Source organism: Dechloromonas hankyongensis, assembly GCF_022012295.1.
GTDB classification, from domain to species: domain Bacteria; phylum Pseudomonadota; class Gammaproteobacteria; order Burkholderiales; family Rhodocyclaceae; genus Azonexus; species Azonexus hankyongensis.
Map to the genome: position 1 here is coordinate 14333 of NZ_JAKLTN010000010.1, position 19963 is coordinate 34295.

The window sequence follows — 19963 nt, forward strand, 5'->3', positions numbered from 1 at the left end:
CATGCCCGAGCGCGACGCCAACAGCCTGACCTTCAAGCTGGTCTATTACGGACCGGCGCAGAGCGGCAAGACGACCAATCTGCTGCGCCTGCACGATCTGCTGTCGCCCGAGCTGAAGGGCGAGTTGATGACCATGGAGACCAAGGACGACCGCACCCTGTTCTTCGACCTGCTGCCGCTCGGTTTCCGCGCCCCATCCGGGCTGCTGCTCAAGTTCCGGCTGTTCACCGTCCCTGGCCAGGTCGCCCACGACGGCACGCGCAAGGCGGTCCTGTCGCGGGCCGACGGCATCGTCTTCGTCGCCGATTCGGACCGTGCACAGGAAACCAACAATGGCGAATCGTTCCAGAGCATGGCCGAGAACTGCCATCGGGTCGGCCTCGATTTCGAGCAGTTGCCGCTGGTCGTCCAGTTCAACAAGTGCGATCTGCCGACCGCCGTACCCGAGCCGGAAATCCGCGAGCGCTGGTCAGCGGCGCCCTGGCCGCTGGTTTTCGCCGTCGCCCTCGACGGCACCGGGATAGCAGCCACCTTCGAAGCCTTGCTGCGCGCCGTGTATCGACGCCATGCCGACAGCCTCGAACTGGCGACGGTGCACGGCCTGGGCGAGGACGCTTTCATCGCCGGAGTGCTGGGGCAGCCATGAACGACGTCGGCTTCGATCACGAATGGCACCTCGGCGAATTGCTCGACACGCCGGCGCTGTCGCGCATCGGGCCGGCCCTCGGCGAACTGCTGGGCGGCGACGCCGCCCTCCTCGACTACGACGAAACCCTGCTCTGGGGCGTGCTGGCGGCCGATGCCCGGCGCCAGCCGGTGATCCTCGAACTGGAACCGATCGGCTTCGTCGCCAGCCGGACGGCAGCCCCCGCCACGCTGGCCGCCGGAGCCCGGCTGGTCACCGCCCTGCTGCGCGCCGAACTGCGCTTCAAGATGGCGTCGACGCTGCACCTGGAAGCCGTCGCTGCGGATTTCGAATCGTTGAAGCGCGAACACGCCCACCTGCTCGAATCGGAAGCCCGCTATCGCAAGCTGTCGGAGGAACTGGAAGCGCGGGTCAAGACCCAGGTCGCCGAGCTGGAAGAGCGTCAGCAGATGCTCTACGAAGCCGAGAAACTCGCCTCGGTCGGCCAGCTGGCCGCCGGCATGGCGCATGAGATCAACAACCCGCTCGGTTTCGTGCGCAGCAACCTGAGCACCTTCAAGTCCTATCTCGACAAGTTCGGCCAGCTCAAGGCCCGGCTGGCCGAGGGCGAAGCGGGCTGGCAGGCGCTCGACCTCGATTTCGTGCTCGAGGATGGCGCCGACCTGCTTGGCGAAAGCGCCAAAGGCATCGACCGCATCGCCCGCATCGTCAGCGACCTGAAGAGTTTTTCCAACATCGACCGGCCGACCGACGAGTACGCCGATCTGAACAACTGCCTGCGCCATGCTTCCAGCATTGTCGACACCCAGTTACCGCCGGGGATCAACCTGAGCCTCGACCTGCTGCCGCTGCCCAGCCTGATCTGCCTGCCCGGGCACCTCAACCAGCTGTTCTTCAACCTGATCCGCAATGCCGTGCAGGCCATCCAGGATGCCGAGCGTCCGGGCACGGTGCGCATCGGCAGTTTCGCCGACGATAGCGGCATCACCATCACCATCCACGACGACGGCAAGGGGATGACCGCCGAGCAGTGCGCCTGCGCCTTCCAGCCCTTCTACACGACGCGGACGGTGGGCATGGGGGCCGGCCTGGGCCTGACCACGGCACGCAATATCGTCCTCGCCCATAGCGGCCGCATCGACCTCGCCAGCACGCCGAATGTCGGCACCACCGTGACCCTCTTCTTCCCGACGCCGACATGACCGACTACGCCAGCCTGTTCACCGGCAAGACCGCGGCGCCACAGGCGCCGGCCAGCTATCTGACGCCGCCCAAATACCGCCTGCTGCTGGTCGACGACGAGGCGGGCATCGTCAAGGCGCTGACCCGCGTCTTCCGCCAGGAGAACTACGAGGTAGTCACCGCCGGCAGCGGCAAGGAAGGCCTGGAGCGGCTGGCCGAAGGCCCGTTGCATCTGGTGATCAGCGATTTCATGATGCCCGGCATGACCGGCGCCCAGTTCCTGCACGAGGTCAAGCAGCGCTCGCCGGACACCATCCGCATCATGCTCACCGGCCATGCCAATACCGACGCCGTGATGGGCGCCATCAACGATGGGGCGGTCTACAAGTTCATCCTCAAGCCGTGGAACGACGACGACCTGCGGGTGACGGTGGCCCTCGCCCTCGAACAGTTCGACCTGATCGCCCGCAACCGGGTACTGAAATCGGAAAACGACAAGAAGGCCAAGGAAATCTCGGCCCTGTCGCGGCTGGCGGCGACGCACCACAGCCGGCTGGGCATCATGCTGCACAAGAAGAACCTACTCACCTCGGCGCAGCTGCAGGAACTGACCATGCTGCAGGAGCGGCGCAAGGAGCCGCTGATCGCCTTGCTGCTGGAGAAGGACTGGGTCGATGAGCGGCATATCCGCAAGCTGCTGACCAAGGAGATGCAGATCGAGGAGGTTCAGCTCGCCGAATTCCGCGTCGATGCGGTGCTCAGCGACCTGATTCCGCACAGCTTCTGCCAGCGTCAGCTGGTCGTCCCGCTCAAGCTCGAAGGCAAACGCCTGATGCTGGCCATGGCCGACCCGCTCGACGAGGGGTTGATCGAGGAAATCCGCTTCACGGCCGGCCTCGACATCCATATCGTCACCGCCGATATCGCCGCCATCCGGGCCAAGATCCAGGAAATCTACAAGGCCGGGGAAGTCGATTTCAAGGACCTGGAAACCCTGGTCGCCTCGCCCGACCCCTACGAGGGCATCGAAGTCGTCATCGAAGACGACGATGCGGCCAAGCTCGAAGACCTGCTGCGCGACACCGAGTCGCCGCCGGCCATCCGCATCGCCAACGCCATCATCGTCGAAGCCATCCGGCTCGGCGCTTCGGACATCCACATCCAGCCGCGCACCAAGAGCGTGATCGTGCGCTACCGCATCGACGGCGTGCTGGTCGACAAGATCCACATCCCGCACCAGATGCACCAGTCGCTGGTGTCGCGCCTGAAGATCATGTCGGAACTCGACATCTCCGAGCGCCGCCGCCCACAGGACGGGCGGATCACCGTCAAGACGCCGATGCGCATGGTCGACCTGCGCATTTCGACCCTGCCCACCATCAACGGCGAAAAGGTGGTGATGCGCATCCTCGATCGCAATTCGGCGGTGCATGGCCTCGACCGGCTCGGCTTTTCCGCCGTCGACCTGCCGCGCGTCACCGACATGGTGGCCCGGCCGCAGGGCATCATCCTGGCCACCGGGCCGACCGGCAGCGGCAAGACCACCACCCTGTACTCCCTGCTCCAGCACGATGCGACGCCGGACAAGAACTACGTCACCATCGAAGACCCGGTCGAGTATTACCTCGACATGGCCGGGCAGGTGCTGGTCAAGGAGAAAATCGGCCTGACCTTCCCCGCCGTGCTGCGCGCCCTGCTCCGCCAGGACCCGGATGTCGTCCTGCTCGGCGAAATCCGCGATTTCGAAACCGCCGAAGTGGCCTTCCACGCGGCGCTGACCGGCCACCTGGTCTATTCGACCCTGCACACCAATTCGGCCATTGCCACCATCGCCCGCCTGTTCGACCTCGGCCTCAAGCCCTATGTCGTGGCCACGGCGCTGGAGGGCATCATCGCCCAGCGCCTGGTGCGCCAGATCTGCCCGCATTGCCGGACCGAGGTGGCGACCGACCCGCGCCTGCGGGCCCGGCTGGGCGGTGCCTTCGCGACGCTGGAAAAGGCGTGGCGCGGCGCCGGCTGCACGCAGTGCCACGGTTCGGGCTACAAGGGGCGGGTCGGCCTGTACGAGGTCCTGACGCTGGACGACGACATGCGCGACCGCATCGGCAGCGGCGCCAGCGTGCTGGAAATCCGCCGCCTGGTTCGCCAGAAGGGCTTGCGCGGCATCGGTTGCCATGCCGTCGAGCGTGTCGAGGCGGGGGCCACCAGCCTGGAAGAAATCCTGCGCGTACTGGGGCCGCAGGCCGGGGAGGAGTGAACGATGGACGCCTTTGTCTGGAACGAGCGCTACATGACGGGCGAAGCCCTGGTGGACGATGAGCACCAGGAACTGGTCCGCATCATCAACTGGGTCATCGAGCATCAATCGCTGTCCACCGAAAGCACCGATATCGAACGGGTGCTGACCGAGCTGGCCAATTACGCCGTCATGCATTTCGGGCACGAAGAGGAATTGATGATCCGCGAAGGCTGCGACAAGCGCTTTGTCCAGGCCCATGTCGAAGTGCATCGCGAATTCGCCCGTCAAGTCGGCAAAATGCTGGAATTCAAAGGTTCACACGCCGATGTCGAATACCTGCTGCGCTTCCTGAGCAGCTGGCTGGCCCATCACATCCTCGGCATCGACCAGGCCATGGCCCGCCAGGTCCAGCAGATCCGGGCCGGCAAGACGGCAGAAGAGGCTTTCGCCGCCGAGCAGGCCATCCCGCGCGACCCCAACACGGCCAGTCTGCTCGACGCCATGAACGCCCTGTTCCGGATGGTCGCCAGCCGCAACGAAGCGCTGGAGGCGGCCAATTCAGGCCTCGAGGCGCAGGTCGTGGCACGCACCCAGGCCATGGCCGAAACCAACAACCAGCTGCTGATCGAGCAAGGGCGGCTCAGGCTGGCAATGCGCCAAGTCGAAATCACCCAGAAGAAACTACTGGAATCCGAGCAACACCGGGCCGAGCTGACCAAGCGCAATATGGAGCAGTTGCTGTCCCAGATCATCGACGGCGACCCGGTGCCCACCTTCGTGATCGACTCCGAGCACCGCGTCACCCACTGGAACAAGGCCTGCGCCGTGGTCAGCGGCATACCGAGCAGCGAAATGGTCGGCACCTCGCAGCACTGGCGGGCCTTTTACACGAAAAGCCGACCGGTGATGGCCGACCTGATCGTCAATGGCAGTCTGGAAGCGCAGTACGAGGAGTATTACAAGGATCATTTCCGGCGCTCGTCGCTGATCGAGGGCGCCTTCGAGGGCGAGGCCTATTTTTCGCACCTCAGTTCGGGCGGCCTGTGGCTGGCCTTCACCGCCGCCCCCCTGCGCGATGCCGACGGCAAGCTGATCGGCGCCATCGAGACCCTGCAGGACGTGACGGAACGGCGCCGGGCGGAACTGAGCCTGCGCGAGCACCAGAATCACCTGGAAAGCCTGGTCGCCAGCCGCACGGCCCAGCTGGCCGAGGCCAACACCGAACTCGAGCGCGACCGCCACGAGCTGGAAGTCCTGCTCTCCAAGGTCGAAGAAGCCCAGCAGCAGCTGCTGCAATCGGAAAAAATGGCCGCCATCGGCCAACTGGCGGCCGGTGTCGCGCACGAGATCAACAACCCGGTCGGCTACGTCAATTCCAACCTGGGTACCCTGAAGACCTATATCGAACGCCTGCTCGCCGTGGTTGCAGCCTACGAAAGCGTCGAAGCCGGCGGCAGCCGCGACGAACTGGAAGCGGCACGGCGCGATGCCGACATCGAATTCCTGCGCGAGGATCTGCCCACCCTGATCGCCGAGTCGCGCGACGGCCTGGGGCGGGTGACCAAGATCGTCCAGGACCTCAAGGATTTCTCGCGCATCGACCAGGCGGAGCACCAGTCCGCCGACCTCAATGCGGCCCTCGAGAGCACCCTCAACGTGGTCTGGAACGAGCTGAAGTACAAGGCGGAAGTGGTTCGCGAACTGGGCGACATTCCCGAAGTGCAATGCGTGCCGGCGCAGATCAACCAGGTCTTCATGAATCTGCTGGTCAATGCCGCGCAGGCCATACCGACCATGGGGCGCATCACCATCCGCTCCGGCCTCGAACACGAGCACGTGTGGTTCGAAGTGGCCGATACCGGGACCGGCATCCCCGAGCATGTGCGCAAACGCATCTTCGAACCCTTCTTCACCACCAAGCCGGTCGGCAAGGGAACCGGCCTCGGCCTGTCCATTTCCTACGACATCATCGTCAAGAAACACGGCGGCCGCTTCGATGTGACCAGCGAGCCGGGCAAGGGAACGTGCTTCCGCATCTGGCTGCCGCTGGTCCGGCCGGCGGCGACGGCTTGAACTAAGCCGCTTGGCGGCCGTCAGGCCGCCAGCTTGATCACCGCGATGGGCGCCGTGGCGCTGGCCAATAGCGTACCGGCCGCATCGCACAGCGTGGCGCGGGCATTGATCAGGGTCCGCCCGGCTTTCTCCAGTTCCGCATCGACGACCAGTTCGCCAGCCAGGGCCGGACGGAAATAATTGGTCGTCTGGGACACGGTGGCGACGGTCGAATCGGCCGCCACCCGCGAGAAGGCGGCGAAGGTCATGCCGAAATCAAGCAGGGCCGACACGATGCCGCCCTGCACCACGCCGTTGCCCTGCGTAAAGCCGGCACCGACGGAGAAGGCCATCTGCACGCCCCCGTCGCGCGCCGAGAGCAGACGTGTGCCAAGGGCGATGGCGAGTGGATTGGTTGTTACCGGCAGATCGCTCAATCCGTCGGCGATGGCTTGGCGGACCAGGGCGCGTTCCGGATGTTCGCCGGAGGCACTCATTTCTTCAGCAGCCCGTCGAGCAGGTCGATCATCTGGTCGATTTCCGCGTTGCTGACGTTGAGCGCCGGCATGAAGCGCAGCAGGTTGGGGCGCGGCGCATTGAGCAGCAGGCCGGTCGGCGCCAGTTCCAGGCCGCGGCGGACGATGTCCGGGCCGCGCTCATCGTCGAGGATCAGGGCGCGCAACAGGCCGGCGCCGCGCTCGCCGTTCAGGCCATGGGCTTCCGACAATTGGCGCAGGCGCCGGGCGAGGTATTGGCCACGGGCTTCCACCTCGGCCAGGAAACCGGGCGCCAGCATGCGCCGGATGACCGCCAGGCCGACCGCCGTCATCAGCGGGTTGCCGTTGTAGGTGCCGCCCTGGTCGCCCGGGACGAAGCAGCAGATGGCTTCCTTGGCGAGCAGCGCCGCGAGCGGCACGCCGCCGCCGATGCCCTTGCCCAGGGTCATGATGTCCGGGGCGATGCCGGCGTGTTCATGGGCGAACAGCTTGCCGGTGCGCCCGACACCGGTCTGCACCTCGTCGACGATGAGCAGGATGCCGCGCTGTTCGGTCAGCTCGCGCAGGGCTTTCAGGAATTCCACATCGGCCGGGATCACCCCGCCCTCGCCCTGCACCGGTTCGAGCATGACGGCGACGGTCTGCGGGCCGATCAGCGCCTCGACCGACGCGAGGTCGTTATAGACGGCCTTCGGGAAGCCGGTTACCTGCGGCGCGAAGATGGTGTCCCAGCCGGCCTTGCCGGAGGCCGACATGGTGGCCAGGGTACGGCCATGGAAGGAATGGCCGAAGGTGATGATCTCGAAGGCGCCATTGCGGTTGAGCTGCCCCCACTTGCGGGCGAGCTTGATCGCCCCTTCGTTGGCCTCGGCCCCGGTATTGGCGAAAAAGACACGGTCGAAACAGGAGTTGTCGGTGAGCAGGCCGGCCAGCTCGACCATCGGGCCGTTGTAGAAGGCCGGGCTGGGATTGAGCAGCTTGCCGGCCTGCGCGGTCAGCGCGGCGGTGATTTCCGGCGGGCAATGGCCGAGGCAGTTCACCGCCCAGCCCTGGATGAAATCGAGATAGCGCTTGCCCTGGTGGTCGTAGAGCCAGGAACCTTCGCCGCGCTCGAAGACGAGCTCCGGCCGGCTGGTGATGGTCATCAGGGAATCTGTACTGGCAGCGTGGTATTGCATGGTCGATTTTCCGTGGAATGAAGCGGCAAGGGTAAAGGCGCGATGTTACCGAATTACGCAAGCCTGCGTCAGAAGCGCTTGCCACGGCCACACATCGCTAATATATTAGCGGAAAATCCGGATCGACCGGCTGCCCGAGGCAACCGGCCCTTCCGGAAAAAAATAGACAAATAATTAACATATTAGCAATCAAAAGGAGGAGAGCGCATGTCCATTGGACAGAAATTCCTGTTGTTGATCGGCCTGGCGATCATCGGCCCCCTGACCGTCGGCATCCTGGGCATGGCCGAAATGTGGCAGATGGACGAGGGGCAGGCCTTCACCAATACCCGGATCATTCCCGGCATCCGCATGGTGCACAAGATCGAGAGCGACTTCCAGGACATTCAGGTCGCCCTGCTCTACCACATCCTGAGCCCTGAAAAAGAGCGCATGGCGGAACTGGAAAAGACGATCGCCGAGTTGCGCCGTTCCCAGAAGGAAACCTTCGCCGGCTACGAGAGCTACATCACCGACGAAGAGGACCGCAAGCTGCGCGACACCAGCGCCCGGCTGATGGAAGAGTACTTCTACATGGTCGACAACATCATCCCCCTCTCCCAGTCCAACATCGACGAACCGGCGCGCACCCTGGCCGAAGAAAACAAGGAGATGATCGACCAGCTCATCGCCAACATCGGCCAGCACGTCCAGTACAAGGAAAGCCAGGCCCGGGCTCACGGCGAGGCGGCGCACACTGCCTACACGCTGGGCACGCGGCTGATGACCGGGGTCATCCTGCTCGGCGTCGTCTCCTGCGGCCTGCTCGGCTACCGGCTGTACCGCAGCGTCACCGGCTCGCTGAAGGCGATGCTGACCACCTTCGAGCAGATCGGCCGCGAACTCGATTTCACCGTCCGCCTGCCGGCCGACTCCAGCGACGAGATCGGCCACACCCAGCGCGCCCTGAACGGCCTGCTCGAAAAGCTGCAGGCCAGCTTCCGGCAGATCTGCACGATGACCACGCAGCTGACCTCGGCGGCCGAACGCATGGCCGGCAACTCGAACCAGATGTCCGCCGCCTCGACCCGGCAGAGCGAAGCGGCGAGCAGCATCGCCGACACTGTGCAGGAACTGGCCATCTCCGCCGAGCGCGCCGCCGACAGCGCCGAAACCGCCCGCCAGCTGTCCGAGGAGTCGTTGGCCAAGGCCCGCGAGTCGGCCCGGGTCATCCGCGAAACAGTCGGCGACATCAACGGCATCGCCGAGACGGTGGCCGTGTCATCCACCCAGGTAAAGCGCCTCGATGAAAGCAGCACGCGCATCGACGCCGTCGTCTCGGTGATCAAGGACGTTGCCGAACAGACCAACCTGCTCGCCCTCAACGCTGCCATCGAAGCCGCCCGCGCCGGCGAACAGGGGCGCGGCTTCGCCGTGGTCGCCGACGAGGTACGCAAACTGGCCGAACGCACCGCCCATTCGACCCACGAAATCTGGACCAATATTTTGCAGATGCACGACACCGCCCAGGAAACGGTCGAAGGCATCCAGGCCATGGTCGGCAAGGTCGAAACCGGCGTCTCCCGCGCCAATCAGGCCGACCGCGAAATGCAGCAGGTTGGCACCAGCACGCAGTCGATCGCCAGCATGGTGGCCGAGATCGCCGCTGCCGTGTCGCGCCAGAAGGATGGCAACCAGGGCATCGCCGAACAGATCGCCGGCATCGCCGACATGTCGCGCCAGAACAATCGGGCCGCCGAAAACAGCGCGCAGACTGCTGGCGAACTGGCCCGCCTGGCCCGCGAGATGGAAAGCGCCGTCATGGCCTACCGGGTGTAAGGTCATGCCCGAAAATTTCGAGCGCCTAGTGCAACTGGCACCCGGCGACGGGCCGGGCTTCGTCCGTCTGCGCCATGCCCTGATCACCGAACTGATCGCACACCCCTCGGTCAACGCCGGTAGCCTCACCGCCCTGCAGCGCGAAATCGACTGCCGCCGGGCAACGGCCCTGGCGCCCGAACAGGCGATGGTGGTCGTGATGCAGTTGCTGGAGGAACGGATCACCGAGCTGAAGGTGCTGACCGAAAAACTGGCGCAACTGAATGTCGCCCCGACTTGAGCGGACAGCTTGGATAGAATCCCGGGTGTGACCAACGGGCGGCAGCAAGCGGGCCGCTGCTGGAAACGCACCCGGCCGACAGGCCAGCGGGACGACAGGAGGGAATCTCATGAAGACACTGGCCGGAAAGATCGTCTGCGGGCTGCTCGCCCTCCAGGCGCTGTTCGCCCTGCCCGCGCAGGCCTGGGACATGCGCGGCGAAAAGACGCTGCTCATCGAACCGCGCGCCGGCAGCCCGCTGCGCCTGGGAACGATAGTCTTCACGCCGGCGGGTGGGCTGACGCGCTTCGAGATCAAACTCGACCATCACGTGTTCACGGACTATTTCCTGTCGATGAAGGAATTCAAGTGCATCGACGGGCCGACCGAGATCCAGTGCCATGTGCCCTATCCTTACGCCAATCCGCGCACGGTCAGCGCGACCGATCTGCGCTGGCTCGAACACGAGCTGCTGTTCCTGTTCAAGGCGCAGAAGGAATTCGGGGCCAAACTGTGGAATGGCCTCTATTACAGCCTGCAACTGACCGACGGCGGTTTGGTCGGCACACCGGAGGCCGTGGATCTGACCCTGATCGGCGCCCCGCCCGCCGACCTCACGACGCCGCCTTACGGACCGGCCGATCGTTCGGAGATAGCCCCGGAAACGCGCTGGTTCCCGCGGCTGCTGATCCGCTGAGGGCGCTTCGACCCTTCAGCCTGCCCGCGACAACCATTCACGCGGCGACATCCCCAGCCGTGCCGTGAAGGCACGCGATAGCGCCGAAGGCGTCGCATAGCCGAGTTCTTCGGCCAGCATCTTGATCGGCCGCCCTTCGCGCAGCCGGCTCTGGGCCAGCGCAATGCGCCAACCGGTCAGGTAATCGGCCGGGGTTTGGCCGACCAATTCGCGAAAAGTATTAGCGTATCCCGTACGCGACATGCCGGCGAGCTTGGCCATGCTGTCCAGCGTCCACCGTTCGCCGGGGCTGTCGTGCATGGCCACCAACGCACGCGCCAGGCGCGGCTCCGAAAGCCCGGTGATAAGGCCGGGCAGCACGCCCGCCTGTTGCGGATGGTCGAGCAGCCAGCGCAACAACTGGATGACGACCACCTCGAACAGCCGGTTGGCCAGCAGCCGCTGGCCGCAGCGCACGCGGTCGGTTTCGGAGAACAACAGCTCAAGGGCCAAATCCAGCCCCGGCACCTGTGCCAGCGGCAGCGCGATCAAGGGCGGCAAGGCCCGGGCCAGGGGATTTTCCGCGCCGCCGGCGAAGCGAAGCCGGGCGCAGGTGAAATCGGAGCCTTCCGCCGGCGGGTTGTGGAAACAGTGGGTGACAGGACGCGGGTAGAACAGCAGCGTCGGCTGGTCGAAGTGCATAGCCCTGGGCACATCGCGGGCGCCCGGGTGGCGCACCTCGAGCCGGCCTCGGCGCAAGACGTGCAAATAGCCGTGGCCTTCGCTGGCGTCGAAGCGGCTGATCCCGCACAGCGGGCCGGAATAATGCAGCTGGGCTTCGACCCGGAAACGCTCGAGGATGCCGGAGAGTCGATCGACAGGAGTGGCGGCTTGCATTTGGACGAATTGGCATGTTTTGTGGACTGATTGATCCACATCATACATCCGGCACGCCCATACTGCTCCTACCTGATCACGCCATAGAAAGGGCAGACCATGAAAACGCTGAAGTCATCCTCCCTCCTCGCCGTACTGTTGGCAAGCTTTGCCGGCGGGGCAGCCGCCCACGACACGGGCCACCACAGCGGCATTGCCAGCCAGCCGAACAAGGCCGTCAAGGCGCCCTTCGACATCGTCCATTCCAGGATTTCGACCGAAGGCAACATCGCCGTCTTCCACATGGCCGTTTCCGGCAAGGCCGGCGCTAGCCGCCCCGCCAAATCGGGAAAGCTGGCCGGCAGTTCGGTGTTCTCATATGTCTGGCCGACCACCCTGGACCCGGCGGTGATCGGTTTCGAAGCCAAGGCCGGCATTCTTGCCTTCGCAGTCACCTCCCACCCCGACTTCGACGACACGCCATTGTTCGATGAAAACGGCGACGGGAAGCTGGACAACGACGGCGACCTCTGGCACTCGCACTGGGTGGTCCTGCAGCCCGACCCTACCTGCGGCAAGGATGCCCTGAAGGTGGCGGACATCCCCGCAGGCACCAAGCCGCGCCTGCCCAAGACCTGGCCCGGACTGCCCATCCTGATCGACAGCCCAGGCTGGACGCCGACCTTCAGAAAAAGCACGGTCGAAGTGCGCGTGCCCTTCGACGACCTCGGCGCCATCGAGGCGGGAGCTTTCGACGGCGTGACCGCCGCCCTGCGCGTCAACGCCAGCCTGCACAATCCGCTGCTGTGCGTCGCCAATGTATTCAAGGTGGCGTCGGGAGAACTGTCGCTGCCCGGCAAGGTCAACAAATGACGTTTGCTTCGCCCGCCGTCGTCCGCCACCTAACCGGGACCTGAACGCCATGTTTCCTGAAATCGAAGCCAGCGACTGGATCAATACCGACACGCCGCCCAGTCTCGCCTCCTTGCGCGGCAAGGTGGTGGTCGTCGCCGTCTTCCAGATGCTGTGCCCGGGCTGCGCCGGGTCCAGCCTGCCCCAGGCGCGCAATGTGCACTCGATGTTTTCCCGGGAGGACCTGATCGTCATCGGCCTGCACAGCGTATTCGAGCACCACCAGGTGATGACGCCCGATGCGCTGCAGGTGTTTGTTAAGGAGTACCGGCTGCACTTCCCGATTGCCATCGACCGTCCCGTACCCGGCTCATCGGTGCCTGCGACCATGCGGCAGTGGCGACTGGAAGGGACGCCAACCCTGATGGTCTTTGCTCGCGACGGCGAACTGGCGCTGCAGCATTTCGGGCACCTCGACGACTTGCGCCTGGGTGCCGTGCTGGGCGAACTGATCGCCTCCCGCCCGGCGCCGGACGGGTAAGCGTTTTACCGCTTGCGCCCCACTTCGCCTGCGCCTCGACGCATCACCCGCCGACAGCCAACCCGGCCAGCGCCGCCTCGGCGAACTGCACATCCTGCGCCTCGCTGCCACCGGAAACCCCGATCGCGCCGACCAGCACGCCTTCGTGCTTGACCGGCAGGCCGCCGCCGAAGCCGATGAAGCGCTCGCGCTGCATCAGGCCGTGGCGCAGCATGTCCGACCCCTTGGCAAGGCGGGCGTCCCACTTGGCGGTGGCCGGGCCGAAGCTGACCACCGTGTAGGCCTTGTCGAGGGCGATCTCGATGGAGTGGAAGGGCGCGCCCGGGTGACGCTTGAAGACCAGCGGATAGCCGGCGCGGTCGACGACGGCGACGCAGATCCTGACGCCGGCCTCGCCGGCGGCGGCCAGGGCGCGGTCGGCCAGTTGTTCGGCACTGCCGAGGCCGAGCGAGGCGATCATTTCAATGTCCATGACTTTCTCCTTGCGCTGCCGAAACCTGTGCCGCCAGGCGCTGGCGCAGGGTCAGCAGGAATAATACGAAAACGGTGAGGGCCGCCCCTTCGAGGACCAGGGTCTGCCCGGCGCCCAGCGCGGCGGCGACGAAGCCGGCGAGCAGGCCGCCGAGCGCATCGAAACCGAAGCGGGCGGAGGTGAAGAAGGAAACGATGCGGCCGCGCAAAGCTTCGGGGGCCGAGCTTTGCAGGATCATGTTGATGCCGACATTGCATACCGAGATGCCGAAGCCGAGAGCGACCATCGCCGCCAGCGCCAGCGGCAGCCGCGTCGTCGCGCCGAACAGGAGCAGCGCGGCGGCGCTGATCGCGACACCGGCGACCACGGCGCCGACCACCCCGGAGATCGACTTGCGGGTGGCGAGAAAGATGGTCGACGCGAAGGCACCGCAGCCGGCTGCGCCCCACAGCCAGCCCAAGGTTGTCGCATCGCCAGCGAAGACATCGCGGGCGAAGACCGGCAACAGCACGGCGTAGGCCGAGGCGGTCAGGTTCAGGGCGATCAGCGTGACGATCAGCCAGCGGATGGCCCAGGTATGCCAAGCGTAGCGGACGCCTTCCCTGAAGACCTGGCCGACCGAGCCCTGGGCGCGCTTGGGCGGTTCGCCGCGAACCAGGCAAATGGCTGAAATCAGGGCGAGGAAGGAAAAACCGTTGATCGCGAAGCAGAAGGCTTCGGAAGTCAGGCCGAGCAGCAGGCCGGCAATCGGCGGGCCGACGAAGCGGCCGGCGTTGAACAGCATGGCGTTCAAGGCCAGCGCATTGGGCAGGTCGTCGCGGCTGCCGACGAAGCTGCCGATCAGCGACTGGCGCAGCGGCGCGTCGAAGCTGCTCAGCGTGCCCAGGGCCAGCGCCATGAGCACGATGAAGCCGGGCGTGATCCAGTCCAGCCAGCACAGGCCGGCGAGCACGAAGGCCTGGAGCGCCATCAGCGACTGCACGCCAATCAGCCATTTTCGCTTGTCGTGCTTGTCGATCCACGCCCCGGCCAGCGGCCCGACCACCAGCTGCGGAATCAGGCCGCAGAAGGCGGTGACGCCGAGCAGCGCGGCCGAGCCGGTCAGCCGATAGACCAGCCAGGACAGCGCCACCTGCTGGATCCACGAACCAAGGATGGACACCGCCTGGCCGGCGAAATAGAGGCGGAAGTTGGGATGGGCCAGGGCACGCATGCCAGTGGGCAGGCGGCGCCGTTGCGGGGTTTCGCTCATGCGGTCGGCGGCCTGCTCAAACCCCGGTCAACACGAGCACGGACAGCGCCGCCCCGAATATATAGGTGCCGAGCGCCCCGACGAAACGGGCCGGGTTCGGCTTGCCCATGCTGGGCCAGGCGATGAGGCCGATGACCAGCAGGAAGCGGCAGGTGGTGGCGGCGACGATCAGCCACAGCGCCGTGTCGGAAGGTCCGCGCCAGCCGAAATAGAGGAACAGCACGGCGAGGAAAGGGGCGAACTCCGCCGTATTGGCATGCGCCCGGATCACCCGGTTGAGCGGCGCGCTCCGCTCCGGGGCCGGGCCGGAGCCGATGCGGCTGCGAAAGCGCAGGACGGAGACCGCCAGGCCGAGCAAAAACAGCAGACAACCCAGCGCAGCGGTGCAAAAGAGGACGACAGGATGCATGAGCGGACCTTCCCGGAGTTCGAATCAGCGCGCAGCGCGCCGGTAGAGCAGGTAGCCGAGAACCGAGAGGGTCATGGTCGCCACGATCACCCAGGCCATCGGCCGGCCGCTGCCGTCGTGAGTGTAACTGACCGCCGCGCTCGCCCACATGCCGAAACCGAACTGGCTGGAGCCGAACAGGGCGGCGGCCGCCCCGGCATTCTGCGGATAGCGAGCCATGAGCAGGCCGACGCAATTGGCGCCGAGCAGGCCGGTCATGCTGACCACGACGAACAGGCCGGCGATGACTGCCGGTAGCGCATCGCCGGCTATCGCCACCCACAGCAGCAGGGCGCCGGTAAAGCCGCTGGCACAGCCGACACCGGCCATCGCAGCGGCACCCCGGCTTTTCACCAGCCGGCTGTTGGCGTAGTTGGCGGCGAAGATGCCCAGTGCGTTGGCGGCGAACAACGCGCCGTAGGCGGTCGGCGAAAGCTTCTGCAGGGCGATGAAATAGAACGGGCTGGCCGTGATGTAGGCGAACATCGCGGCGAAGGACATGCCGCCGGCCAGCAGCAGGCCGATGGCCACCGGATCGAGCGCCAGCCGGCCGTAGGCGGCGAAGGCGGCCGCCAGCGACAACTCACCGCGCCGCTCGGCCGGCAGGGTTTCCGGCAGCAGGCGCCAGACCACCGCCAGGCTGAGCAGCCCCCAGGCCAGCACGGCGGCGAAGGTGCCGCGCCAGCCGAAGCCGGCGAGCAGCGCACTGCCGAGCAGCGGCGCGAGCAGCGGCGCAATGGCCGTCACCGTCGCCATCAGCGACAGCTTGCGGATCGCCTCGGACGGCGCATAGACGTCGCGCACCACGGCCCGGGCCAGCACCGACGCTGCCCCGCCGCCCAGGGCCTGGACGAAGCGGGCGAGGATCAGCTGTTCGATGGCGGTGGACAGCAGACAGGCCAGGCTGGCCAGCGCGAACAGCGCGATGCCGGTCAGCATCACGGTACGCCGCCCGTAGCGATCGGAAATCGGCCCGTAGAACAGCATGCCGACGGCGAAACCAGCCAGGAAAACGGTGATCGACGACTGCACCGCCTCCGCCGATGCACTCAGCCCGGCGGCGATGGCAGGCAGGGCGGGCAGGTAGAGGTCGATGGCGAGCGGCCCGAAAGCCACCAGCGCGCCGAGCAGCAAAATGAAACGGCCCTCGCGGGCCGGTTCGGTGGTGGGAGTTGTCACGATAGCTCTTGATAGCTTGTCATTCCTGCGTCCCACAGGGACTTCCTTTGGCCGTCAGCGGGAATCCAGAGGTGCGAAAAGTCTCGAACGTCGCTGGATTCCCGCCTGCGCAGGAATGACGTGGTTGGTCGTTACAGGCCGCCCAAGGCCAGGTACTTGGTTTCCATGTACTCGTCCAAACCATGGCTGGAGCCTTCGCGGCCGACACCCGACAGCTTGACGCCGCCGAACGGGGCGACTTCGGTCGAGATCAGGCCGGTATTGACGCCGACCATGCCGTATTCAAGCTGCTTCGAGACGCGCCAGACGCGGCCGTGGTCCTTGGAGAAGAAGTAGGCGGCGAGGCCGAATTCGGTGTCGTTGGCCATCTGCACGGCCTCGGCCTCGGTCTTGAAGCGGAACAGCGGCGCCACCGGCCCGAAGATTTCTTCCTTGGCCACCGCCATGCCGGTCGTCACGTCGGCCAGGATGGTCGGCTCGAACCAGGTGCGGCCCAGCGCATGGCGCTTGCCGCCGGTCACCACGCGGGCGCCCTTGGCGGTGGCGTCCTGGACCAGTTCCTCGACCTTGTTGATGGCGGCGTCGTCGATCAGCGGACCTTGCGTGACGCCCTCCTCCATGCCGTTGCCCACCTTCAGGCCGGCGACGGCAGCGGCGAGCTTGCTGGCGAACAGATCGTAGATGCCGTCCTGAACCAGGAAGCGGTTGGAGCAGACGCAGGTCTGGCCGGCGTTGCGGTACTTGGAAGCGAGCGCCCCGGCGACCGCGGCATCGACATCGGCGTCGTCGAAGACGATGAAAGGCGCGTTGCCGCCCAGTTCCAGCGACATCTTCTTGACGGTGCCGGCGCACTGCTGCATCAGCAACTGGCCGATCGGGGTGGAACCGGTGAAGGTCAGCTTGCGGACGATGGGGCTGGCCGTCATCACGCCGCCGATGGCCGAAGCCTTGCCGGTGACGACGCTGAACACGCCGGCCGGCACGCCGGCACGCTCGGCCAGTTCGGCCAGGGCCAGGGCGGAGAGCGGGGTCTGCTCGGCCGGCTTCAAGATGATGGTACAGCCGGCGGCCAGCGCCGGGGCAACCTTGCGGGTGATCATCGCCGACGGGAAATTCCACGGCGTGATGGCGGCGCAGACACCGACCGGCTCCTTGGTGACGACCAGTTGGCGGTCCTTGAACGGCGACGGGATGACTTCGCCGTAGGCGCGCTTGGCTTCCTCGGCAAACCACTCGATGTAGGCGGCGGCGTAGGCGATTTCGCCGCGCGACTCGGCCAGCGGCTTACCCTGCTCGGCCGTCATCAGCTGCGCCAGGTCCTCCTGGTGCGTCATCAGCAGGTCGAACCAGCGGCGCAGGATGCGCGAGCGCTCGGCGGCGGTCGTTTCGCGCCAGGTCTTCAGGGCCTTGTCGGCGGCGACGATGGCGCGCTCGGTTTCGGCGGCGCCGCAGCGGGGGACGGTGGCGATGGTTTCGCCAGTGGCCGGGTTGGTGACGGGGATTGTTTCGCCGCTGTCGGCGGGGGTCCAGGTGCCGTCGATGTAGCAGGCTTGGCGGAGGAGGTTGTTATCTTTCAGGGACAGCATGGGGTGTTCTCCTTTGGAATTTCTTGACGGTATTCTTGGTTAGGCGTTTTGCCAGTATTGGGCATGGGTTCCGCCCTTGCGGGGCGTCTCACTTTTTCTTGCTTCGCCAAGAAAAAGTAAGCAAAAAGAAGGCGACCCTGGGTCGGTGCCGGCTGCGCCGGTTCCCTGCGCTACTCGGGACTGGCGGGGGCTGCGGAACTCGGCCCTTTGTCCGCCAGACCCTGCGTTGCTCGGCACCTCTCAAGGGGCCCGGGAAAACATCCGGGTACTAGCGATAGCTTTTGGTTTGGGCAATATTCTTGGCCGAGCGTGGCATTTTTCTTTTCGGACGGCGCCCGATCCCGCGACGCTTTTCGGGCCCCCTTGAGAGGCGCTGAGCAACGCAGGTGGGCCGGGGGCAGTCGGTTCGCATTGTTTGAGCCGCAGGCGAGTTCATGCGAACCGCCCGGCCCGCCGAGTAGCGCAAGATACCCCGCAGGGGCGACGACCCAGGGGTCGCCTTTTCTTTGGCTACTTTCTTTTGGCGAAGCAAAAGAAAGTACGCCCGCCCTCAAGGCGGAAAACAACGCCAGAAAAGGCACACCCGCCATCAGTAAGCCGCGCCGCTTTTAGCCGCCCCAGCCGACTTGAACTTGTCAGCCAAAGCCACAGACGCATTCCGCAACAACAGCGCATCCACCCCGACCAACAGGAAACTGGCCCCCATCTCCCGATAGGCAGCCGCAATGCCAGGATCGGCCGAGAACACCCCCGCCGCCTTGCCGGCCGCCGCAATCTGCCGAATGGCAAACTCGACCGCCGCCTTGACCTCCGGATGCCCCGGATTGCCCAGATGCCCCATCGACGCCGCCAGATCGGACGGCCCGATGAACACCGCATCGACGCCCTCGACCTTGAGGATATCGGCCAGACCGGCCAAACCGGCCGTCGATTCGATCTGCACGATCAGGCACATTTCCCGGTCGGCCTGGGCGAAGTAGCCGTCGACACCGTTCCAGCGGGCGGCGCGAGCCAGCGCCGTGCCGACGCCGCGGATACCGTGCGGCGGATAGCGCATGGCGCGGACCAGCGATTCGGCTTCGGCCGCGGTTTCGACCATCGGCACCATCAGGGTCTGCACGCCGCCGTCGAGCAGCTGCTTGATGCGCGCCACGTCGTGATCGACGGTGCGCACCACCGGCCGCACCGGGTACTGGCCGAGCACCTGCAGTTGTTCGATGATCGAGCGCAGATCGTTGGGACCGTGTTCGCCGTCGATCAGCAGCCAGTCGAAACCGGCGGTGGCGACCACTTCGGCGGCATAGGCGTTGGCCATGCCGAGAAAGAGGCCGATCTGCGTTTCGCCGGCGGCCAGGGCGCGCTTGAAGGCGTTGAGGGGCATGTCCATGAGGAGGTTTCCTGTCAGATGAAACGGGCGCTGATGTTGCCCAGCGGGCCGTAATCGACATGAATTGTATCGCCCGGCACTACCTTGACGGGACGGGTGAAGGAACCGGCCAGGATGATCTGCCCCGGTTCCAGCGCCACGCCGTGCGGGGCGAACTTCTTGGCCAGCCACGAAATGCCGTTGGCCGGGTGGTTCAGCACGCCGGCGGCGACACCGGTTTCCTCGATGATGCCGTTCTTGTAGAGCAGCGCGGCAGCCCAGCGCAGGTCGATTTCCAGCGGCTTGATCGGGCGGCCGCCGAGGATGATGCCGACGTTGGCGGCGTTGTCGGAAATGGTGTCCATCACCTTGCGCGGCCGCTTGCTTTCCGGATCGATGCGATGGCAGCGGGCATCGATGATCTCGACGGCCGGTGTCACGTAGTCGGTGGCCGACAGCACGTCGAAGATGGTGACGTTCTCGCCTTCGAGGCGATCCTTGAGGATGAACGCCAGCTCGACCTCGACCATCGGATCGATGAAGCGCTCGCAGGGAATCTCGGCGGCGTCCTTGTAGACCATTTCGTCGAGCAGCGTGCCGAAATCCGGCTCGTTGATCTGCGACGACATCTGCATGGCGCGCGAGGTCAGTCCGATCTTGTGGCCGACGACCTTCTGGCCTTCGGCCAGCTTCATCTGCACCCAGGCCTTCTGGATGGCGTAGGCGTCGGGGATGGTGATTTCCGGGTGATCCAGCGAAATCTGGCGCACCGGCTGGCGGGCCTTTTCGGCTTCGTGCAAGCGCTTGGCAGCGGCCTGGATGATGTCTTGGCTGAGCATGGTGT

Annotated in this window: 19 protein-coding genes; 9 read left to right on the forward strand and 10 right to left on the reverse strand. The window is 65.6% G+C overall.

Annotated elements, in window-relative coordinates; genetic code table 11:
* Position 1 precedes the first annotated feature (1 nt).
* From LZ012_RS19465 to LZ012_RS19480, 4 genes are read left to right on the forward strand one after another with little or no spacing between them, the layout of a single operon-like run.
* Positions 2 to 646, forward strand: a complete 645-nt coding sequence (locus LZ012_RS19465; protein WP_275712648.1) for a GTP-binding protein — start codon at positions 2 to 4, stop codon at positions 644 to 646.
* The gene (locus LZ012_RS19470; protein ID WP_275712649.1) at positions 643 to 1848 is read left to right on the forward strand and encodes a sensor histidine kinase; all 1206 of its coding nucleotides are present in this window, start codon (positions 643 to 645) and stop codon (positions 1846 to 1848) included. Before LZ012_RS19465 ends, LZ012_RS19470 begins: the two co-directional genes overlap by 4 nt.
* A complete protein-coding gene (locus LZ012_RS19475) occupies positions 1845 to 4085 on the forward strand; it encodes an ATPase, T2SS/T4P/T4SS family (protein WP_275712650.1) in 2241 nt (746 codons plus the stop codon). The genes LZ012_RS19470 and LZ012_RS19475 overlap by 4 nt, the downstream gene beginning before the upstream one ends.
* 3 nt (positions 4086 to 4088) lie before the next feature.
* Entirely contained in the window at positions 4089 to 6140 is a 2052-nt protein-coding gene (locus tag LZ012_RS19480; protein WP_275712651.1) for an ATP-binding protein, read from the forward strand.
* 20 nt (positions 6141 to 6160) lie between these two features.
* Here the strand turns inward: LZ012_RS19480 and LZ012_RS19485 are convergent, their stop codons facing one another.
* Both LZ012_RS19485 and LZ012_RS19490 read right to left on the reverse strand, forming a co-directional pair.
* Positions 6161 to 6616 carry a PaaI family thioesterase gene (locus tag LZ012_RS19485; protein WP_275712652.1) on the reverse strand — a complete coding sequence of 152 codons (456 nt, stop codon included), beginning with the start codon at positions 6614 to 6616 and terminating at the stop codon, positions 6161 to 6163.
* Entirely contained in the window at positions 6613 to 7794 is a 1182-nt protein-coding gene (locus LZ012_RS19490) for an acetylornithine transaminase (RefSeq protein ID WP_275712653.1), read from the reverse strand. The genes LZ012_RS19485 and LZ012_RS19490 overlap by 4 nt, the downstream gene beginning before the upstream one ends.
* Before the next feature lie 207 nt (positions 7795 to 8001).
* Between LZ012_RS19490 and LZ012_RS19495 the strand changes: the two genes are divergently transcribed.
* The 3 genes from LZ012_RS19495 to LZ012_RS19505 all read left to right on the forward strand — a co-directional run bounded on the left by LZ012_RS19495 (position 8002) and on the right by LZ012_RS19505 (position 10568).
* The gene (locus LZ012_RS19495) at positions 8002 to 9612 is read left to right on the forward strand and encodes a methyl-accepting chemotaxis protein (RefSeq protein ID WP_275712654.1); all 1611 of its coding nucleotides are present in this window, start codon (positions 8002 to 8004) and stop codon (positions 9610 to 9612) included.
* Between the two features lie 4 nt (positions 9613 to 9616).
* Positions 9617 to 9892, forward strand: coding sequence for a DUF3135 domain-containing protein (locus LZ012_RS19500; protein ID WP_275712655.1), 276 nt, complete (start codon positions 9617 to 9619; stop codon positions 9890 to 9892).
* A 109-nt stretch (positions 9893 to 10001) separates the two neighbouring features.
* Entirely contained in the window at positions 10002 to 10568 is a 567-nt protein-coding gene (locus LZ012_RS19505; RefSeq protein ID WP_275712656.1) for a hypothetical protein, read from the forward strand.
* Between the two features lie 15 nt (positions 10569 to 10583).
* On the opposite strand, the gene LZ012_RS19510 is transcribed toward LZ012_RS19505, so the two are convergent.
* On the reverse strand, positions 10584 to 11444 hold the full coding sequence (locus tag LZ012_RS19510; RefSeq protein WP_275712657.1) for an AraC family transcriptional regulator: 861 nt from the start codon (positions 11442 to 11444) through the stop codon (positions 10584 to 10586).
* A gap of 99 nt (positions 11445 to 11543) precedes the next feature.
* Between LZ012_RS19510 and LZ012_RS19515 the strand changes: the two genes are divergently transcribed.
* The gene (locus tag LZ012_RS19515; protein WP_275712658.1) at positions 11544 to 12296 is read left to right on the forward strand and encodes a hypothetical protein; all 753 of its coding nucleotides are present in this window, start codon (positions 11544 to 11546) and stop codon (positions 12294 to 12296) included.
* Positions 12297 to 12345: 49 nt separating this feature from the next.
* On the forward strand, positions 12346 to 12816 hold the full coding sequence (locus tag LZ012_RS19520; RefSeq protein ID WP_275712659.1) for a peroxiredoxin family protein: 471 nt from the start codon (positions 12346 to 12348) through the stop codon (positions 12814 to 12816).
* Positions 12817 to 12859: 43 nt separating this feature from the next.
* On the opposite strand, the gene LZ012_RS19525 is transcribed toward LZ012_RS19520, so the two are convergent.
* The 7 genes from LZ012_RS19525 to hpaH form a co-directional block, all read right to left on the reverse strand.
* Positions 12860 to 13288: a GlcG/HbpS family heme-binding protein gene (locus LZ012_RS19525; protein ID WP_275712660.1), complete on the reverse strand. Its 429-nt coding sequence runs from the start codon at positions 13286 to 13288 to the stop codon at positions 12860 to 12862.
* A complete protein-coding gene (locus LZ012_RS19530; protein WP_275712661.1) occupies positions 13278 to 14540 on the reverse strand; it encodes an MFS transporter in 1263 nt (420 codons plus the stop codon). Before LZ012_RS19530 ends, LZ012_RS19525 begins: the two co-directional genes overlap by 11 nt.
* Before the next feature lie 16 nt (positions 14541 to 14556).
* Positions 14557 to 14949, reverse strand: coding sequence for an MAPEG family protein (locus tag LZ012_RS19535; protein ID WP_275712662.1), 393 nt, complete (start codon positions 14947 to 14949; stop codon positions 14557 to 14559).
* A 24-nt stretch (positions 14950 to 14973) separates the two neighbouring features.
* Positions 14974 to 16167 (reverse strand): Bcr/CflA family multidrug efflux MFS transporter, encoded by a 1194-nt coding sequence (locus LZ012_RS19540; protein WP_275712663.1) that lies wholly within the window; start codon positions 16165 to 16167, stop codon positions 14974 to 14976.
* 131 nt (positions 16168 to 16298) lie between these two features.
* Complete coding sequence (locus tag LZ012_RS19545; protein ID WP_275712664.1) at positions 16299 to 17753, reverse strand: NAD-dependent succinate-semialdehyde dehydrogenase; 1455 nt, start codon at positions 17751 to 17753, stop codon at positions 16299 to 16301.
* Between the two features lie 589 nt (positions 17754 to 18342).
* The gene (locus LZ012_RS19550; RefSeq protein ID WP_275712665.1) at positions 18343 to 19140 is read right to left on the reverse strand and encodes an aldolase/citrate lyase family protein; all 798 of its coding nucleotides are present in this window, start codon (positions 19138 to 19140) and stop codon (positions 18343 to 18345) included.
* Positions 19141 to 19154: 14 nt separating this feature from the next.
* Positions 19155 to 19958, reverse strand: coding sequence for a 2-oxo-hept-4-ene-1,7-dioate hydratase (gene hpaH / locus LZ012_RS19555; RefSeq protein ID WP_275712666.1), 804 nt, complete (start codon positions 19956 to 19958; stop codon positions 19155 to 19157).
* Positions 19959 to 19963: the final 5 nt, after the last annotated feature.

Coding starts and splice junctions, on each gene's coding strand:
- hpaH (WP_275712666.1), bottom strand. CDS start 19,958: ATGCTCAGCCAAGACATCATCCAGGCCGCTGCCAAGCGCTTGCACGAA.
- LZ012_RS19495 (WP_275712654.1), top strand. CDS start 8,002: ATGTCCATTGGACAGAAATTCCTGTTGTTGATCGGCCTGGCGATCATC.
- LZ012_RS19500 (WP_275712655.1), top strand. CDS start 9,617: ATGCCCGAAAATTTCGAGCGCCTAGTGCAACTGGCACCCGGCGACGGG.
- LZ012_RS19465 (WP_275712648.1), top strand. CDS start 2: ATGCCCGAGCGCGACGCCAACAGCCTGACCTTCAAGCTGGTCTATTAC.
- LZ012_RS19535 (WP_275712662.1), bottom strand. CDS start 14,949: ATGCATCCTGTCGTCCTCTTTTGCACCGCTGCGCTGGGTTGTCTGCTG.
- LZ012_RS19490 (WP_275712653.1), bottom strand. CDS start 7,794: ATGCAATACCACGCTGCCAGTACAGATTCCCTGATGACCATCACCAGC.
- LZ012_RS19550 (WP_275712665.1), bottom strand. CDS start 19,140: ATGGACATGCCCCTCAACGCCTTCAAGCGCGCCCTGGCCGCCGGCGAA.
- LZ012_RS19480 (WP_275712651.1), top strand. CDS start 4,089: ATGGACGCCTTTGTCTGGAACGAGCGCTACATGACGGGCGAAGCCCTG.
- LZ012_RS19505 (WP_275712656.1), top strand. CDS start 10,002: ATGAAGACACTGGCCGGAAAGATCGTCTGCGGGCTGCTCGCCCTCCAG.
- LZ012_RS19485 (WP_275712652.1), bottom strand. CDS start 6,616: ATGAGTGCCTCCGGCGAACATCCGGAACGCGCCCTGGTCCGCCAAGCC.
- LZ012_RS19545 (WP_275712664.1), bottom strand. CDS start 17,753: ATGCTGTCCCTGAAAGATAACAACCTCCTCCGCCAAGCCTGCTACATC.
- LZ012_RS19515 (WP_275712658.1), top strand. CDS start 11,544: ATGAAAACGCTGAAGTCATCCTCCCTCCTCGCCGTACTGTTGGCAAGC.
- LZ012_RS19510 (WP_275712657.1), bottom strand. CDS start 11,444: ATGCAAGCCGCCACTCCTGTCGATCGACTCTCCGGCATCCTCGAGCGT.
- LZ012_RS19475 (WP_275712650.1), top strand. CDS start 1,845: ATGACCGACTACGCCAGCCTGTTCACCGGCAAGACCGCGGCGCCACAG.
- LZ012_RS19525 (WP_275712660.1), bottom strand. CDS start 13,288: ATGGACATTGAAATGATCGCCTCGCTCGGCCTCGGCAGTGCCGAACAA.
- LZ012_RS19520 (WP_275712659.1), top strand. CDS start 12,346: ATGTTTCCTGAAATCGAAGCCAGCGACTGGATCAATACCGACACGCCG.
- LZ012_RS19470 (WP_275712649.1), top strand. CDS start 643: ATGAACGACGTCGGCTTCGATCACGAATGGCACCTCGGCGAATTGCTC.
- LZ012_RS19530 (WP_275712661.1), bottom strand. CDS start 14,540: ATGAGCGAAACCCCGCAACGGCGCCGCCTGCCCACTGGCATGCGTGCC.